The sequence below is a fragment of the Tahibacter aquaticus genome, from assembly GCF_004363655.1.
GTDB classification, from domain to species: domain Bacteria; phylum Pseudomonadota; class Gammaproteobacteria; order Xanthomonadales; family Rhodanobacteraceae; genus Tahibacter; species Tahibacter aquaticus.
On the sequence record NZ_SNZH01000011.1, the window covers coordinates 194,880 to 211,759 of the forward strand.

The 16,880-nt window shown below is 64.2% G+C and carries 15 protein-coding genes; 8 read left to right on the forward strand and 7 right to left on the reverse strand.

The features are described 5' to 3' along the window. Nucleotides 1–22: 22 nt before the first annotated feature. From DFR29_RS17935 to DFR29_RS17965, 8 genes are all read left to right on the forward strand, one after another. Nucleotides 23–484, forward strand: coding sequence for a hypothetical protein (locus DFR29_RS17935; RefSeq protein ID WP_133819997.1), 462 nt, complete (start codon nt 23–25; stop codon nt 482–484). Nucleotides 485–879: 395 nt separating this feature from the next. Continuing rightward, the gene (locus DFR29_RS17940; RefSeq protein ID WP_133819998.1) at nt 880–1,617 is read left to right on the forward strand and encodes a beta-barrel domain-containing protein; all 738 of its coding nucleotides are present in this window, start codon (nt 880–882) and stop codon (nt 1,615–1,617) included. A gap of 58 nt (nt 1,618–1,675) precedes the next feature. Continuing rightward, on the forward strand, nt 1,676–3,787 hold the full coding sequence (locus tag DFR29_RS17945; RefSeq protein WP_243746095.1) for a peptidase domain-containing ABC transporter: 2,112 nt from the start codon (nt 1,676–1,678) through the stop codon (nt 3,785–3,787). Nucleotides 3,788–3,812: 25 nt separating this feature from the next. Beyond that, nucleotides 3,813–4,814: a hypothetical protein gene (locus DFR29_RS17950; protein WP_133820000.1), complete on the forward strand. Its 1,002-nt coding sequence runs from the start codon at nt 3,813–3,815 to the stop codon at nt 4,812–4,814. Between the two features lie 489 nt (nt 4,815–5,303). Then, nucleotides 5,304–6,056, forward strand: coding sequence for a DUF3810 domain-containing protein (locus DFR29_RS29270; protein WP_166654160.1), 753 nt, complete (start codon nt 5,304–5,306; stop codon nt 6,054–6,056). An 86-nt stretch (nt 6,057–6,142) separates the two neighbouring features. Next, nucleotides 6,143–8,698, forward strand: coding sequence for a hypothetical protein (locus DFR29_RS17955; RefSeq protein WP_166654161.1), 2,556 nt, complete (start codon nt 6,143–6,145; stop codon nt 8,696–8,698). Continuing rightward, nucleotides 8,695–9,156 carry a toxin-activating lysine-acyltransferase gene (locus DFR29_RS17960; RefSeq protein WP_133820002.1) on the forward strand — a complete coding sequence of 154 codons (462 nt, stop codon included), beginning with the start codon at nt 8,695–8,697 and terminating at the stop codon, nt 9,154–9,156. Before DFR29_RS17955 ends, DFR29_RS17960 begins: the two co-directional genes overlap by 4 nt. Next, nucleotides 9,153–10,928: a YdiU family protein gene (locus DFR29_RS17965; RefSeq protein WP_133820003.1), complete on the forward strand. Its 1,776-nt coding sequence runs from the start codon at nt 9,153–9,155 to the stop codon at nt 10,926–10,928. Before DFR29_RS17960 ends, DFR29_RS17965 begins: the two co-directional genes overlap by 4 nt. 148 nt (nt 10,929–11,076) lie before the next feature. On the opposite strand, the gene DFR29_RS29275 is transcribed toward DFR29_RS17965, so the two are convergent. The 7 genes from DFR29_RS29275 to coxB form a co-directional block, all read right to left on the reverse strand. Beyond that, the gene (locus tag DFR29_RS29275; protein ID WP_166654182.1) at nt 11,077–11,220 is read right to left on the reverse strand and encodes a hypothetical protein; all 144 of its coding nucleotides are present in this window, start codon (nt 11,218–11,220) and stop codon (nt 11,077–11,079) included. Between the two features lie 77 nt (nt 11,221–11,297). Next, a complete protein-coding gene (locus tag DFR29_RS17970; protein ID WP_133820004.1) occupies nt 11,298–12,128 on the reverse strand; it encodes a helix-turn-helix transcriptional regulator in 831 nt (276 codons plus the stop codon). Between the two features lie 249 nt (nt 12,129–12,377). Beyond that, the gene (locus tag DFR29_RS17975) at nt 12,378–13,250 is read right to left on the reverse strand and encodes a cytochrome c oxidase subunit 3 (protein WP_133820005.1); all 873 of its coding nucleotides are present in this window, start codon (nt 13,248–13,250) and stop codon (nt 12,378–12,380) included. A gap of 27 nt (nt 13,251–13,277) precedes the next feature. Then, nucleotides 13,278–13,853 carry a cytochrome c oxidase assembly protein gene (locus tag DFR29_RS17980; RefSeq protein WP_133820006.1) on the reverse strand — a complete coding sequence of 192 codons (576 nt, stop codon included), beginning with the start codon at nt 13,851–13,853 and terminating at the stop codon, nt 13,278–13,280. Beyond that, complete coding sequence (locus tag DFR29_RS30340) at nt 13,850–13,981, reverse strand: hypothetical protein (RefSeq protein WP_279571524.1); 132 nt, start codon at nt 13,979–13,981, stop codon at nt 13,850–13,852. The genes DFR29_RS17980 and DFR29_RS30340 overlap by 4 nt, the downstream gene beginning before the upstream one ends. Before the next feature lie 52 nt (nt 13,982–14,033). Continuing rightward, nucleotides 14,034–15,665 (reverse strand): cytochrome c oxidase subunit I, encoded by a 1,632-nt coding sequence (gene ctaD, locus DFR29_RS17985; RefSeq protein ID WP_133820007.1) that lies wholly within the window; start codon nt 15,663–15,665, stop codon nt 14,034–14,036. Nucleotides 15,666–15,685: 20 nt separating this feature from the next. Beyond that, entirely contained in the window at nt 15,686–16,594 is a 909-nt protein-coding gene (coxB, locus tag DFR29_RS17990) for a cytochrome c oxidase subunit II (RefSeq protein ID WP_133820008.1), read from the reverse strand. Between the last annotated feature and the right edge of the window lie 286 nt (nt 16,595–16,880).

Here is a 16,880-nt window from a genome sequence, read left to right on the forward strand (position 1 = left end):
CTCGCGGGTTGCTGCCGCCGCCGTGGCCAAGCTGCTGCAGCATCTGGGCCGCGCCAGCGATGAACCCGCGCGACCGCCGGATGCGATGGCGAAACGCCTGCAGCGCCTGGACGCGGCCATGCTCGAAGGCGACCTGCCCGGTGCGCGCAACCTGGCTCTGCAGCTGGAGAACCCGGTATTGCTGCGCAATATCGCGCAACAGCTGGCCGAGGCCCTGACCACGGACGGCCAGTTGCAGGAGACCGGCCATGTGCTGGAGCAGGCACCGGCCGCCGCCTCGCCCGACGACGGCATAGCCGCTGCGCGTGCGCAGCTCGCGCTGGAACGCGGCGAGCCGGTGCAGGCCCTGGCCGTGCGGTCTGCGGCGCCGGCGACGGACGCTGATTCCCACCGCTGCGCAAGCAAGGACGGCGCACCTGCGCTTCCGCTTCGGTTCCAGCGGCACCGGCGACAGGCTGCCGGGCTGGAGCATCGAAGGGCTTAGCTGCGCAGCACCCTGATGGCACCGGGATGAAAGGGAAGAAGCTGTAGCGCGAGATTGGCACCCCGTCATTTCGACCGCACCATTTATCCATTCCATAAATAAAATAAATAAATTTTACCAATTTTTCCAACATGCGATTGAGCCGCCCGACTCATCGCATGTGCCACAGATCGATCTCGCCAATGTGCCGCTTCGATCTCGCCGCACGACCGACGGGCTGCACCATGCCGGATCCTGCGGAAAACCGTACGGGCGTAGACAGCTCCGCCCTCGGCCAATCGTGCCTTGCGCACCATCGTGCCACTGGGCACCCGAAACCCTGCAAGGCAGGCCACGCCGTTGCGAAGAAGCGGCGCTGAAAAGCATTCCTCTTCGCCATCGGCATGCGCTGACGTATGCAAGAAACGCCGTATTTTCCAGCGGGATTCTCGGCCGATGAGACCTCGATCCGGATACTGGATGACACCGCCGACACACTTTGTCAGCCGGCCATGCCAGGCACCCGTCTGAGCAAAGAACCATTCTCTTCGAAGGCACTTTCAGCCATGGAAACCGCACTGTTCCGCCAGGAAATGCTTACTGCCCGACGTTCGGATTGGCTCGGCGCAATCAGCCTCGCCACGCCACTCTCGCGACAGCTGCTGACCTTCGCCGCTTTGGTCTTCGTGCTCGCGTTCATCGCACTTCTCACGCTGTGCAGTTATGCGCGGCGCGAGCGCGTCGCCGGCGTGCTCGTTGCGACAACCGCCGACGGCCAGTTGTTGGCGCGTTTCGTGGTGCCTGCTCGTGCCATGGGTTTCGTTTCGCCGGGCGATACGCTGCTGCTGCGCTTCCACGCTTTCCCCTATCAGAAGTTCGGACTGCACGCAGGTACCGTGACCGCCGTCGACGATAGCGCGATGAGCGCAAACACACTGGCCGAACTGGGCATGGCACCAGTGCGAGGGGCCTTCTTCCGCGTCGATGTGACGATCAAGGACGGCGTCATTCGCAGCCAGGGAAAATCGCTGCCGCTGCGTGGTGGAATGACCGCGGAAACCGATCTCAAGCTGGACAGCCGCCTGCTGATCGAGTGGCTGTTCGAGCCGCTGTACGGTCTGCGCCAGCGCAGCAAGGGGAACTCCCATGACTGAGGCTACGGTCAGCGTTGCAGAACCACGCTTTGGATGGGGCTGGTGGCGGCAATTACCGATGGTCCTGCAGCGAGAATCAGCCGAATGCGGACTGGCCTGCCTCGCCATGATCGCGAGCTACTATGGCAACGAAATCGACCTGCCCACACTGCGAAGCCGCTTTCCCAACTCGGCCGGCGGCACGCGACTGACCTGGCTGGTCGAGTCGGCGGAAATGCTGGGCCTGCAATGCCGCGCGCTACGCCTGGACCTGTCGGAACTGCAGCAGATACGCCTGCCCTGCCTGCTGCACATGGACCTCAACCATTTCGTCGTGCTCAAGTGCGTCAGAAAAAAGCACGTCGTCATCCATGATCCCGCTTTCGGCGAGCGTCGTCTTTCCATGAGCGAGTTCTCGCACGCATTTACCGGCGTAGCGCTGGAAATGCTGCCGGGGCCGCAGTTCTCCCGTGCAAAGCCGGCTGCGCGGCTGGAACTGCGCCAGCTCGCTGGCCGTATCGTCGGCCTGCGCCGTGCGATGGGGCAGATCTTCTCGCTTGCACTCGTGCTGGAAGTTCTCGCGCTGGCTTCACCGCTGTTCGTGCAGACCGTCATGGATCAGGTGCTGAACAACAGCGATTTCGATCTTCTGCTGGTGCTCGGCCTTGGGTTTCTGTTGCTGATGGTAGTACAGACCGCGATTTCGGCGCTGCGCAGCTGGTCGGTGATCTGCCTCGGCGTGAACTTGAATCTCGCCTGGACCGGCAATGTCTTCGGCCATCTGCTCAAGCTGCCCGAGGACTATTTCCGCCGCCGCCAGCTCGGCGACGTGGTCACGCGCTTCGGTGCATTGGGTGCCATCCAGCAGACGCTGACGGCGCGCGTGATAGAGACCGCGCTCGACGGCATCATGGTCGGCCTGACGCTGCTGATGCTATTCCTCTACAACACATCGCTGGCTGTCGTGACCCTGGCTGGTTTTTCCCTGTACATGCTGACGCGTGTTGTGTCCTACCGCGTGCTGCGCGATGCCAACCTGAGCCAGATCGCTGCCGATGCGCGCCAGCAGACCTTGTTTCTGGAAGCCGTCCGCGGCGCGACGACGATCCGCCTGAACAACCAGCGCCTCGCCCTGGTCGTGCGTTACATGAATCGGGCCAACGACACCAGCAACCGCGGCGTGGCGATCCAGTCGCTCAATCTGAGCTTCGGCACTGTGCATGAGATCATCTTCGGCATGCTGCGCATCGTCGTACTCTGGACGGGCGCAAGGCTGGTGCTGCAAGGCCAGCTTACCGCGGGCATGCTGATGGCATTCCTCGCCTACAGCGATCAGTTCCGCGCCCGCGCCGCCAACCTCATCGACTTTGCGATCCAGTTCCGCATGCTGCACTTGCAAGGCGAACTGCTGGCTGACATCGTGCTGACACCACCGGAGAGCGGGCTCGCAGCCAGCTATACGGGCAAAGACCCTGACAACGACATCGCCTGCGAGAATCTGAGCTTCCGCTATTCCGACAACGAGCCATGGATCCTGCGCCAATGCAGTTTCCGCATCGACGCCGGAGAATCCGTCGCAATCGTCGGCGCCTCGGGCAGCGGTAAGAGCACGCTGGTGAAGCTGCTGTCGGGCCTGCTCGATCCTCAGGCCGGCAACATCCAGGTCGGCGGCGTCGATTTGCGCACACTCGGCAAGACCCGCCTGCGCCAACTCAGCAGCACGGTGCTGCAGGATGACACGCTGTTTAGCGGATCGGTGCGCGACAACATCAGCTTCTTCGATCCGGAAGAAACCGCCGAATCCGTCGAAGCAGCTGCAATCGCCGCCGGCGTGCACGAGGAAATCCTGCGCATGCCGATGGGCTATCACACGCCGGTAGGCGATATGGGCTCTACACTCTCGGGCGGACAGCGGCAGCGCATATGCCTGGCCCGCGCGCTGTATCGCAAGCCGCGCATCCTGCTGCTGGACGAAGCCACCAGTCACCTGGATGTGGCCCGCGAACGGCAGGTCAGTTCCAATGTGGCCGCACTGCAGTTGACCCGGGTCATCGTCGCGCACCGGCCGGAAACGGTACGCACGGCAGACCGGGTACTGGTGCTGGCCGATGGGCAACTGCACGAGATTCCGGCGGTCGAACGCGCTGCACAGCGGGCTTCGCCCGACGCGCTACCGGCCGACACTGCCTGAACCCTTTGGCGACAAGGACACGACAATGAAACGCAGCATTCTGGCAATAACCACACTTTGCGCAATGGGCATGCTCGCGCTCGTGCTTGCCAGGCTACTGCGCGAGCCGCCTGCCCGGCCCTTCGCCCAGATGGCACCGAGCGGGGCAGAAGCCGGAACCGGCGGGCAAGCGCCAGCCGCCGGCGCCGCAACCGGTGCGCCGGCAGCCTCGTCGGCCGCGCAACGCCTGCCGCGCCTCGACCTGCCGATGCCACCACTTGGCGCGCCCCTCGCATCGAGCTTCGATGCACTGCACCAGCGTGCCAAGGCCGGCGACGCCCAGGCAGCGACACGGCTCACACGCGAGCTGGCACGATGCATTACGACAAACCGCATCAACGGCACGGCGTCCGTGCTGACCAGGATGTCGACCGAAGTGCTGGCGGACAAGGAGAAGTTCGACAAGCTCGATTCGCGCCAGCAGCAGCAGGCCATCGAACACGCAGAACAGGTTCAGCGCGGACTCAAAACCGCGAAGGAAAATGCAGCGCTCTGCGAGGGCACCGACGTGTATGTCGAAAGCGGCGCCATCTACGAGGCCAGCCTGATGGCCGCGGATCTTGGCGACCACGCCGCGGCGCTGTGTTACGCGCGCGGCCTGTACGGGCATCCCAAGGACTGGGCCTCGACGACGGCGGTGCAGAGGTACCGCGAAAATGCCCAGCGACTGATGGCCGAGGGCATTCAGCGTGGCGACTGGCGCATGGCAAAACTGATGGCAGAGGCATATTCGAGCCAGGGCGGTCGCGTCGGTCTGTTCCGCTATCTGAACATGTATGACCCCGCGCAGGCGCTTCGATACGATCACCTGCTGCTGTTGGCCGCCAGCGATGACGAGAAGGAAACCTACCAACGCATGATCGCCGCCTGGATGGAGCAGATGCCCAATGCCGACCTCGCCGCGGCATCTGCCTGGGCTGATAGAACATTCAAAAAGCACTTCGCTCGCAGCGGACCATTGGCCTCGGCTCTCTGCGAATACAACTAGGGACGGACATAGCGTGCCGTACACGTTGCAAATCGCTGCCGCAATGCCAAGGGAACAAGCAAGAAGCGCAGTAGCTGGCCAGCACGTCTCTTGCAAGCCTGGGGGCGCCTTCGCACCAGTTCCGTGCGCACGCGCTTGAACGCCGCCGGACAGCCATCACTGGCGTAGCTTCTTTCCGCTACCGGCGGCGAGGAAGAAAGCAAGGTAGTGCGGTAACGCAAGATCGACAGTTGGCCGAACCAGACCACAGATCTTGCGACTGCCGCAGCGGCTGCCAAAAGAACGTTTCATACATAGCGTTCGCACCGCAGACCACCATCTGCGATTCACTGCGACACCACTGAACTCCGGCGACCAGCCGGCTTCCGCAGCCTCCTGAAGCAGCTGCACGGGCGACTGCGGCTTTTTTTCATCCACCAAGGAGAAATTGCATGAACTGATTTTCTAGATACACCTTTACACCTATCGCAATTGACAAGGAGAAGTTTCATGCGAGTGCTTTCAGCAGGAGAAATGGACCAGATTTTCGGTGGCGACGGCACGGTCGTACCCACGCTACCGACCACTTATGTGACGGCGAACGTCTATCAGAACGCGTTCTCGCCTTACGTCTACGGCGCGCAGTTCGGCTGGGACGAGTCGGCCGGTGGCGGCGGCAGCAGCGGCTGCGGCAGCCTCAATGCAAATGCAGCCCTGTCCAGCCTGCCCAGCCTGCCGCAGCTCAAGTGCCGGCTGAATGCCGCCGCTTACCAGGGCGGCAGCCTGGACCCTGCCTACCAGGTCGTGATGGTCAACTCCTACGCGTACGAATCGCCGACCGGCGACCTGTCCCTGCAACGCTGGCAGAGTTCGCCAGGTCCCAACTGGATACAGCTGTTCGGCAGCACGTCCTCGGCCGGCGTGCCGATCACGTATCTGTATGCGCACGGCCTGACCAGTTCAAACGAACAAAGCGTGTCTTATCAAACGCCGACTGGCCAGAACGGCAGCATCAATGGACCGTTCACCGCATCGGAGTGGGCGCTGCTCGTGCTGGGCCATGAGGCGGCGCATCAGCGAGGTATCAACAGTGAAGATGTGGCCGAGTTCTACGGCGCGATGGCCGTGAGCAACTTCCGCAACGGCGCCGGCGCGAACTGCACGGCCAGCGGTGGCACCGGTGGTGGCGGCGGCACGGGCGGTGGCGGCACCGGCGGCGGTGGTCACGGCGGCGGTGGTCACGGCGGTGGTGTGACGCCGTAAATCCTTGCCGTTTGCACGCGGCGTCTTTCGTCCGGAAGAAAGCACGCCGCGTGTTTGCACTTCCTCACCGCACCCGGAGTTTTCCCATGGTTATTTTTTTGCGGAGTGGTTCGCCAGCTTTGCTGGCGCTGCGCCACGCGCTGCGTTCGCTGCGCGCGCAGTGGCCGGAAATCGCCGACAGGCTGGCCCGGCATGGCGCGGTCGATCCCGATGCTGCGTGTTTTCTGCGCGAACTGATCGATCACGCACTGCATGTGGCCCTGCATGGGCTGTGCCGGCGCGAGCGCCACCAGCCGCGCGGGATGCGCGCTGTTGCCGATATTGCTGGCGATTATCTGCAACAGAATTCGTACATTTTCTCGCCGGAATCGTTCCTTGGCACATTGCACGGCGACGCGATCTGCTGGCGCGAAGCCGATGCGGAACTGGCGCTGCCGGCACTGTCCGCGCTGTGCCTGAAACAACTGCAACACGCTATGTCGGTGACGTCGCCGGACCTTGCGCATATCGCGACACTGCTGGCGAGCATCAAGAAAAATGCACTGGCCAGCGCGGCCGGTTTTGCCGGCCAGCTGCACGGCTGCGAAGCACTGCTGCGCGCCGACCCCGGAGGAATTTATGCACAAATGGATTCCTGCAGTCGGCGCGACTATCGCCTGGCGGTGGAGCGCATCGCGGACCGGGTAGGCGCGCAGCCCCGTGCTGTCGTGGCGCAGGCCCTCGCCTTCGCGCGCGGCGGCGATACGACAGCACCAATGCACCATGTCGGCTTCTATATCATCGACGACGGCCGCGCGCAGCTGCTGCGCGTCATGCGGACAGCGGCACGCGCGCCGTGGCGCCGGTTTGCCAGCATAACAACCGCAGGCCATGCAAGCGAAGGCCTGCAGTGGTTCCGGATCGCAAGCTACTGGCTGGCGCTCGGCTCCGCTGCGGTGGTCCTAGCGCTTGCCCTGCTCCCGCTGCTGGCGAGTGAATTGAACGCATTGTCCGCAGCTGTCGCATTCGGTGTATTGCTCGTCGTTGCGGTCGAGCGGGTCAATCCGCTGTTCGAACAATTGCTGGCGCTGCGCTACGGCGCTCGCGTGCTGCCCTGCCTCGATTTCGTTCGCGACGGAATTCCCGATGCTGCGCGCACGGCGCTGGCGATTCCGTTCCTGCTGATCGACCGCCGGCAGATCGATGCACTGCTGGCGACGGCCGAGTGGAACCTGCAGGCCAGCAACGACAGCAACGTGCTCGTCGTACTGCTCAGCGATTTCGTCGACGCGCCGTCGGTTGAGCCGACATCGTCCGAATGCGACCTGCTGGACTACTGCGCCGGGCGCGTCGATGCGTTGAATCGCCAATACCGGGTGCGCTTCGGCACACCGCCGTTCGTGCTGCTGCACCGCGAGCGGTCATGGTCGGCGACGCAGCAACGCTGGATAGGCTGGGAGCGCAAACGCGGAAAGCTCGACATGCTGAACGTGTTGATTGCAAGCGGCGTAAACGGTTTTACTGTCTGCCGTGGCGATGTTGACCGGCTGCAGCACACGCGTTACGTTTTTTGCATCGACGATGACGTGCGCCTGCCGCGCGACGCCGTGCAACGCATGGCCGGTACCATGGCGCATCCGCTCAACGCGGCGCAGCTGGATGCAGACGCGCGCATTGTTCGTGGCCACGGTCTGCTCGCCCCGAACGGATGGACACGACGCTCCAGCGTCGCACGATGGCGCTGGGGCTCGGCCGTAGTCGGCCCGCAGTTCGACGAGCGCAGCGCCAGCCCGCCTGTGCGCTGCTTCGCCTTCGACTATTTCGGCAGGAATCATTACGCCGGCAAGGGCCTTTACGATCCGCGCGTATTCGTTGCAGCCTGTTCGCCACGCATGCCGCAGGAAAAAGTGCTGAGCCACGATACGCTCGAAGCGGCCTGGCTCAACCCCGGGTTTGTCGGCCGCGTGACGATTGCGGAAGGCTATCCATCGGACTATCTGCGCTGGTCGGAACGCTACCATCGCTGGACGCGCGGCGACTGGCAGAATGTGCTATTGCTGATGTCCGAGCGGTGCTGGAATACCGGCGCGGGTATTCAGCGCATTCCGGCCGTCGTGTGGTTCACTGTGCTTACACAGATCCGGCTTGTGCTTACGCCGGCGGCGCTGAGCCTTTTGCTGCTGATGGCGGCAACCCGTACGTCGGCCGGTGCAGCCGTGGCCGGTGTCGCGCTTTTGCTCACCCTGCCTGCCTGGTTTCGTCTCGCGCTGAACGTGCGCACCGATTTGCGGCAGAACCGCGCACGCGGCCTGGCACGGCGCAGCCTGCTTTTTGCACGGGATCTGCACTTTGCCCAGCTCTATCGCGTCGCCGTCGCGCCGCATCATGCGCTGCTGGCGACCGATGCGCTGGCGCGCTCGCTTTGGCGATTCTTCCGTGGACGGCGCCTGCTCGACTGGTCGTCCGCGGGCCTCGTCGAAGCGCGGCGCGGGCTGCCGCCGCTTCCGGCCACATGGCTTGCGCTGGTGCCGCCCTTGGCCTTGTCCGCCGCTACCGTGCTGTTTGAGCAGGATGCTCTTTCCGCCGCCGCCGCCCTGGTGCTGGGCATCTGGGTAGCATCGCCGTTTGTGTGCCTGGCGCAGACACGCGCTGAGGCAGCATGAGCGCGCGCGACCTTGGCCCCGTGCAGGATCCGGCATCGATCGCGTTTTCCCGCGCGCTGGGCGTTGTCACCCAGCTGACGATGCGCAGTCCCCACTACCGGGCAATGCCACTGGCGGCCCTCGCCATCTGGGTCGAACCGGCGATCCGGCTAGGGCAGATCGAACTGTTTTTCGACGCGCGCGGTATTGCGGCCGGCTATATCAGCTGGGCGCTTGTCAGCGACGAAACACTGCAGCGGCTCTGCAGCGACGGCACTTCCTGGCTGCATTTCAGCGAATGGAACGAAGGCGACAATCTGTGGATAGTGGATATGTTTGCGAGGCCGGGACATGTCTGTAGCATCGCGCGCCGCGCGCGCGATGGACTGTTCGCCGCCTGCAGCACAGCACGCTGGCTGCGCCGCCGGGTGGACGGATCTGTACGCCGCCTCGCCGTGCTGCGGAGACGCCGCCAATGACGCTGACCGATGCCGAGATCGCGCGTCTCGGACATGACCTGCCCGACCTATCCACCTGGGGCGCAGACATGCTCGTTCCCTTCCCCGCGCGACGCCTGCGCCATGCGAGCGTGGTCTGGATCAACCGACGCTGGTTTCGCGCCTGCGGCCTCGATGCATCGTCAGCCGAGGTCGATGCGCGCCTGTGCCATTGGCTGATCGACGAATTCGCCCATGTCGTGCCACGCCCTGAAGATACAGAGGCTTCTTTCGCTGCCGGCGGCCGCGAGTGGTTCGCGGATCGCTACGGCGGCACCGGCTGGGTACCGCACGGTGGCAGTGGACGCGCCGGCATCGCGGGCCGGTTCCAGGCCAAGGGCATTGGCGTGACGCCGCTGGTCGGCCGGGATGCCGACTGGCTGCATGCACATGGCTGCCTGTGGCTAGAGGAAGCCATCCGCGAAACGATCTGTGCTGAAATCGCCTGCGCCGAGTTTCCGCACTCAGGTGTGCCGGTACTCGCCATTCTCGACACCGGCCTCAACGCAGAAATGCCGCCAGGCCAGCTGGGCGAACGGCGCGCGATCCTGATCCGGCCCTGCGTGATCAGGCCCTCGCATCTGCAACGTGCGCCACTATTCAAGCCGTTCGACGCTGGCAGCGCTGCACAGCCGGCCGACGCCCGGCGTACGCGCGATGCCGTGAGAACGTTCTTCGCTGCAGGCGCAGGTTGGCCTGGTTTGATACAGCTTGCCCGGCGCGTCGCCGAGCAGATCGCATTCGGCCTCGTGCACCGTCTGGATCATGGCGGCTATTTTTCGTCGAATCTCGGCATGGACGGCGAGCTGCTGGATTTTGGCTCCATGCATGCCTCGGCCGACTGGCGTCGCGAGCCTGTCGCAGGCGGCAGCGCCGATGCCGTCACGGTGTTCTCTGCGGTGCTCGCGTCGCTGCATTTCTATCTGTACAAGCATGCCGCAGAACATCTGCACACTTGCACCAGCGCTGCAGCCAGCGACGAGAAATTGCTCGCCTATTTCGCGCAACAGCATGATCGCGCCGTCGTTCGGGAAATCCGCCGCTACTGGGCGCTGGACGCGTACTCCTCAGAAAGCACCGATCGCATGATTGCTGCCATGCGCCGCGTCATCGCCCGCGGCGCAACGCTGGCACTCGACAAACCTGCCGCCGGCCCACTCGCGGCCGACCTCAGCGCGATCGACGGCGCGTTGCACGAAGCAGCAGACCCGGCGCAACGCCGGCGCGCCTGGGCAGCTGCTTCGCGCCACTCGCTTCCACGCGCCTTGCTTGACCGCACGCAACTGCAGGCCGTCATCCATGCTCAGGTCTGCAATGCGCGGACCACAACGGCACCGCCGCGCGACACCGTACAGAACGCGATTCGCCACTGCGTGACCCTGAGCCGCCGCTGCTGGCCGCGGCTGCCGCGCAACCTGATCGTGCTGGCGCAACACGGCGATGACGATAGTGATGTGTTGCTCTGCGTCGACCCGGGTAGCGGCGAGCACGCGCTATGGATCGAAGCCGTATCGGCGGACGCTACTGTAGTTGTCTTCGGCCAGCGGCTGGACACTGCGACAACGGCATCGTTCTGCGTAGACGCCGGCTCGTCGTCTGCATGCCTGCGCATTCCCTGTGCGCCGACCGTTGAGGATGCAGCGCAAAGCGTACTGATCGGCACCGCCGTGCTGCACCTGCCACCATTCGCGCTGCGCTATGCCGAGCCGGACTGGATAGCAATGCCACCGCCCGACAGCGCAGTAACACCATGACAGGTCGCTTCGACTGGCCATTTCCAATTGTCGAACCATCCTCGCAGTAGCAAGCGCCGAATCGACCGGCAGAACTTGTCGACGCATCGCGCAGCGTCAATGCCACATACGGCCAGCACGACGGTGGCCGCACGTGGCAGTGGTTCGATCACGCCGTAACGCTGATCTGCGCTTCCTTGAGCTTCTGCGCGCATTCCTCGCAGCACACTTCCACCGTCTTGCCGCCGAGCTTGACGCTAATGCGGTTGTCGTCCAGCGGATAGTCGCAGGCGGCACAGGTCTGGCTTGCCATGATGTTTCTCCAGGTTTCACCCGACGTCCGGGTGCGACTAGAAGACCACTGCGGCGCTGGCGGCGCTGTCGGAATCTTTAGACGCTTTTGCCCAGCACCTGCTTGAACGCCGACGGCGAGCGGCCGTAGGCCTGGCGGAACGCTGCGGCGAAATGGCTGTGGCTGGAGAAGCCCAGCTCCAGCGCCAGCGCGGACAGATCGTCGTCCTGCACCAGCCGGTCCAGAGCACGCGCCAGGCGCAGGCGCAGCTGGTAGCGGTACAGCGGCAGACCTTCGACCTGCTGGAATACCTGGGTCAGGTAGACCGGCGAACCGCCGACGGCGGCGGCAATCTCGGCCAGGGTCCAGCGCCGCGACAGATCGCTCGCCAGCAGCAGTTTGACGCGGTCGACCAGGCTGCCCTGTAGCCGCGCTGCCCGCGGCGCACGCGCCGTGCGCGGCCCGAGGCTGCGGCAGACCAGGGTCAGCAGCAGGCCTTCGGCTTCCAGCGGCTCCAGCACGCCGCGCTGCAGGCCGTGGCGCAGCAGCGCGACCAGGGCCTGGGCGCGCGCATCGATGCGCAGGCTTTGCTCGCGCAGTGCCGCTTCGCCCGGCTGCAGCAGTTCGGCGGGCGCGAGTTCCTGCAGGATCGTCGGCGCCAGCTCCAGCGACAGGCAGGCATCGCCGCCCTGCAGCGGATGGCTTACCTGGTAAGCCTGGCCGGCATTGAAGAACAGCACATGATTGGCGTCGGCCACCGACTGCTCGCTGCCGACGTGGCGCACGTAGACGCCGCGATACGGAAACACCAGATGCGTCGCGGCACTGCATTCCTCGGCGCTGCGATGACGGCATTCGCCACGGCAGTGCACGTCGCGCACCGTGACGGTGGCGCTGTCGAGCAGGCGGCTGACCTCGAACTCGGGCATGGCGGTGGCGGAACCTTGGTGAAGGCCTAGCCTAGTCCAATGCCGCCGGCTGCGCATGGCTGGGGCTGTTGCTGCGTTGCTGCGCGGGCGGGGCATGAAAAAGCCGCGCTGGGCGCGGCTTTTGAGACCTGCTGTGCTGCCGCGCTGGGCGCGGCTTTCTGAAATCTGCTGCGCCGGTGCGCCGGGCGCGGCTTTCGATTCAGACGAAAGCCGTGCAAAGCACGGCTTCCGGTGTGCGCTGCCTGTGGCTCAGAGCACGTAAACGAACATGAAAAGACCCAGCCAGACCACGTCGACGAAGTGCCAGTACCAGGCCACGGCTTCGAAACCGAAATGGTTGTCCTTGGTGAAATGGCCCTTGGCGCAGCGGAACCAGATCACCGCCAGCATGATGGTGCCCAGGGTCACGTGCAGGCCGTGGAAGCCGGTCAGCATGAAGAAAGTGGAACCGTATACGCCCGAGCCCAGGGTCAGGTTCAGATGCTGGTAGGCCTCGATGTATTCCTCGGCCTGGTAGAACAGGAAGATGGCGCCGAGCAGCACGGTCAGGCCGAGGAAGACCAGCAGCTGGGTGCGGTGGCCGGCGCGCAGGGCGTGATGGGCAACCGTGATGGTCACGCCCGAGGTCAGCAGGATCAGCGTATTGAGCAGCGGCACGCCCCAGGCTGGGATGGTCTGGAAGGCGCCGCCGATAGCGTCGGGACCATTGGTCGGCCAGGCCGGCGCATAGCCCGAATGCAGGTAGAAGTTGGTCAGCGCGCCGTCGCCTTCGCCGCCGAGCCACGGAATGGAATACATGCGTGCATAGAACAGCGCGCCGAAGAACGCGGCGAAGAACATGATCTCGGAGAAGATGAACCACATCATTCCCATGCGGAACGACACATCCACCTGCGAGTTGTACATGCCCTTGAGCGATTCGCGGATCACGTCGCCGAACCAGCCCCACATCATGAACAGCAGGATCGCCACGCCGACGTAGAACGCAGGCTTGCCCCAGCTCACTTCATTGAGCCAGTTGGCCGCACCGATCATGGTCGTGAACAGGCCTATCGTGCCCACGGCGGGCCACTTGCTGCCATGCGGCACGTAGTAGATATGCTTGCCTTGTGCTGTCGCCATGATGAAAACCCCGGTAGAAACGCTGGATCAGGACGCCGGCGCGGCGGCCTGGTTGGATTCGGCCAGTTTCTTGGTGGCTATGTCGTTCTCGAGGAACGTATAGGCCAGCGTCAAGGTACTGATGTCTTTGGGCAGGCGTGGATCGACCACGAAGCGCACGGGCATGCGCCGGGTTTCGCCGGCCTTGAGCAACTGCTCGGTGAAGCAGAAGCATTCGGTCTTGTTGAAATACAGCGAGGCCGAATTTGGCGCCACGCTGGGTACCGCATTGCCGACGATGTCGCGCTGGGACACGTTGGTCGCGTCGAACCAGGCTTCGCTGAGCGCACCCGGATGCACCTGCATCGAGGTTTTCTCAGCGCTGAATTCCCACGGCAGCTTGGACTTGGTATTGGTCACGAACTGCACCGTGACCAGGCGCGATTCGTCCACCGTCATTGCCGCGGCCGCGTCGCCGTCGACTGCGCCCTGCTCCAGCTTGATGCCGAGCACGTGTTCGCAGGCAATGTTGTACAGCGGGATCAGCGCAAAGCCGAACGCGAAGAAGCCCAGCGCGATCATCCAGCCTTTCTTGGCCAGCAGATAGAAGTTCGGCCGCATCATGACAGCAGCACCGCGCGCACGAAGAAGCCGGCGTAGATCAGCACGATCACGCATACCACGGCCACGACCGTGCGGCGCACGTTGGCGCGGCGCTGGGCGGGATCGAAGCTGGCGGGCGTCTGGTTCATGGTCGTCTTCGGCCGCGCGCCGCCGTCATAAACAGCGGCGCGCCTTCAGTGCTCAGTGCGTGGGGTCGCCATGGGCGAGCATCGAGGCCTTGATCACCGGCGGCTCGGTGAAGGTGTGGTGCGGCGCCGGCGAGGGCACCGTCCATTCCAGGCCATGCGCGCCTTCCCACACTTCCGCCGTCGCGGTCTTGCCGTGCTTCTTGGAGTGCCACAGGATCAGGAACATGAACACCGGCGTGCACAGCATGCCGAACGCACCGATCGAGCTGACCATGTTCCAGTCGGCGAAGGCGACGTTGTAGTCCGGAATGCGGCGCGGCATGCCGGCCAGGCCAAGGAAGTGCTGCGGGAAGAACAGCAGGTTGACGAACACGATCGTCCACCAGAAGTGGAATTTGCCCCATTTCTCACTGTACATCTTGCCGGTCCACTTCGGCCACCAGAAGTACACGGCGGCGATGATGGAGAACAGCGCGCCGGTCACCAGCACGTAGTGGAAGTGGGCGACGACGAAATAGGTGTCGTGGTACTGGAAGTCGGCCGGCACGATCGCCAGCATCAGGCCGGAGAAGCCGCCGATGGTGAACAGGATGACGAAGCCGATCGCCCAGAGCATCGGCGTCTCGAACGTCATCGAGCCCTTCCACATGGTGGAAACCCAGTTGAACACCTTCACGCCGGTGGGCACCGCGATCATCATCGTCGCGTACATGAAGAACAGCTCACCGCCCAATGGCATGCCCACGGTGAACATGTGGTGGGCCCAGACGATGAAGCTCAGGAAAGCGATGGACGCGGTCGCGTACACCATGGCCTGGTAGCCGAACAGCGGCTTGCGCGCGAAGGTCGGGATGATTTCCGACACCACGCCGAAAGCCGGCAGGATCATGATGTAGACCTCGGGATGACCGAAGAACCAGAAGATGTGCTGGAACATCACCGGATCGCCGCCACCGGCTGCATTGAAGAAGCTGGTGCCGAAGAACTTGTCGGTCAGCAGCATGGTGACTGCGCCGGCCAGCACCGGCATCACGGCGATCAGCAGGAACGCGGTGATCAGCCAGGTCCACACGAACAGCGGCATCTTGAGCAGGTCCATGCCCGGCGCGCGCATGTTGAGGATGGTCGCGATGATGTTGATCGCGCCCATGATCGAGCTGATGCCCATCATGTGAATGGCGAAGATGGCGAAGGCGACGGACGAGCCGCCCTGCAGCGACAGCGGCGGATACAGGGTCCAGCCGCCGGCCGGCGCGCCGCCCGGCAGGAACAGCGTGCAGAGCAGCACGGTGAAGGCGAACGGCATGATCCAGAAGGACCAGTTGTTCATGCGCGGCAGCGCCATGTCGGGCGCGCCGATCTGCAGCGGGATCATCCAGTTGCCCAGGCCGACGAAGGCCGGCATGACGCCGCCGAAGATCATGACCAGGGCATGCACCGTGGTCATCTGGTTGAAGAAGTAGGGCTCGACGAACTGCAGGCCCGGCGACATCAGTTCGGCACGGATCACGCCGGACATGGCGCCGCCGATGCAGAACATGATGAACGCGAACACCAGGTACAGGGTACCGATGTCCTTGTGGTTGGTCGTGAACACCCAGCGATTCATGAAGCCTTGCGGCTTGTGGTCATGGTCGTCGTGGTGATCGGCGTGATGGTGATCAGTGGCGGCGTGCGTAGCCATGGATTCGACCTCTGGAAGACTTAGCCCTGCGGCGCGGCAGCGACGGCCGGCGCAGCAGGAGTGGCATTGGGAGCGGCAGGCTGCTGCTGGGTGGCGAGCCACTGGTCGAACAACGCCTTGGGCATGGCTTCGACGACGATGGGCATGAAGCCGTGATCCTGGCCGCACAGTTCGGCGCACTGGCCGCGATAGGTGCCGGGCTGCTCGATCAGGGTCCAGGCATCGTTGATGATGTCGGGGATGGCGTCGGTCTTCCAACCCAGCGCCGGTACCCACCAGGCGTGGATGACGTCGTCGGCGGTGATGACGAAGCGCACCTTGACGCCGGTCGGCAGCACCAGCGGCTTGTCCACGTTCAGAAGGTAGGTGGATTCCTCGCCGACCTTGACCGCGTGCGGGTCGAGGCCGGATTTCAGCTGGCGGGTCTTGTCGCTGTCCGCGTCCAGCTTGGAGACGAAGTTCACGCCCGTGGGCTTGCCTTCGTAGTCGACGTATTCGTAGCGCCACTTCCACTGGTAGCCGGTGACTTTCACCGTCAGCACCGGATTGGACGTGTCGGCCTGCTTGATCAGGATCTGCGTGGCCGGCCAGGCCATCACGACCAGGATCAGGATGGGGATGACGGTCCAGATCACCTCGGCCTTGGTGTTGTGGCTCCACTGCGCCGCCACAGCTCCCTTGGACTTGCGGAACTTGAACATGGCATAGGCCATGGCACCGAACACGATGACGCCGATGACCACGCACACCCACAACGCAATCATGTGCGCGTGGTAGGCGTTGTGGGCCGATTCGGTAACACCCCTGCCCATGTTCAGCTGCCAGCGCGCAGGCATGGTGCTGCCGGAGGCGTGGACCATACCCGCCGCCATCGCGAGCACCGCCGCCGACGCGGCACGCCCGATACGCGTAGTTGCCAGAGACTTCATTGCCATCACCCTAAAGCCATCCCAGTCGTTGGGGCCGCCGCCGGGCGAATGCGCTGGCGGCCGCGTCGCGGTCTGCCATCGTGCTCGTCCGGCCACGTACCGAATGCCGTTGCCTACGCCGACCGGCGACCCGGCTGATGGGTCGCACAGAGGCCCGCAACAACCGGCGGCGCGCGCAAGTCACGCTAGTGACGTCGCGCCAGTCGGAGAAGGCGGGCCTGCAAGATCGGCTCTGTTGCATGAAACGGCGCTGGCGCGAGGCCGCGCCTGCAGCATGCAGCAGGCG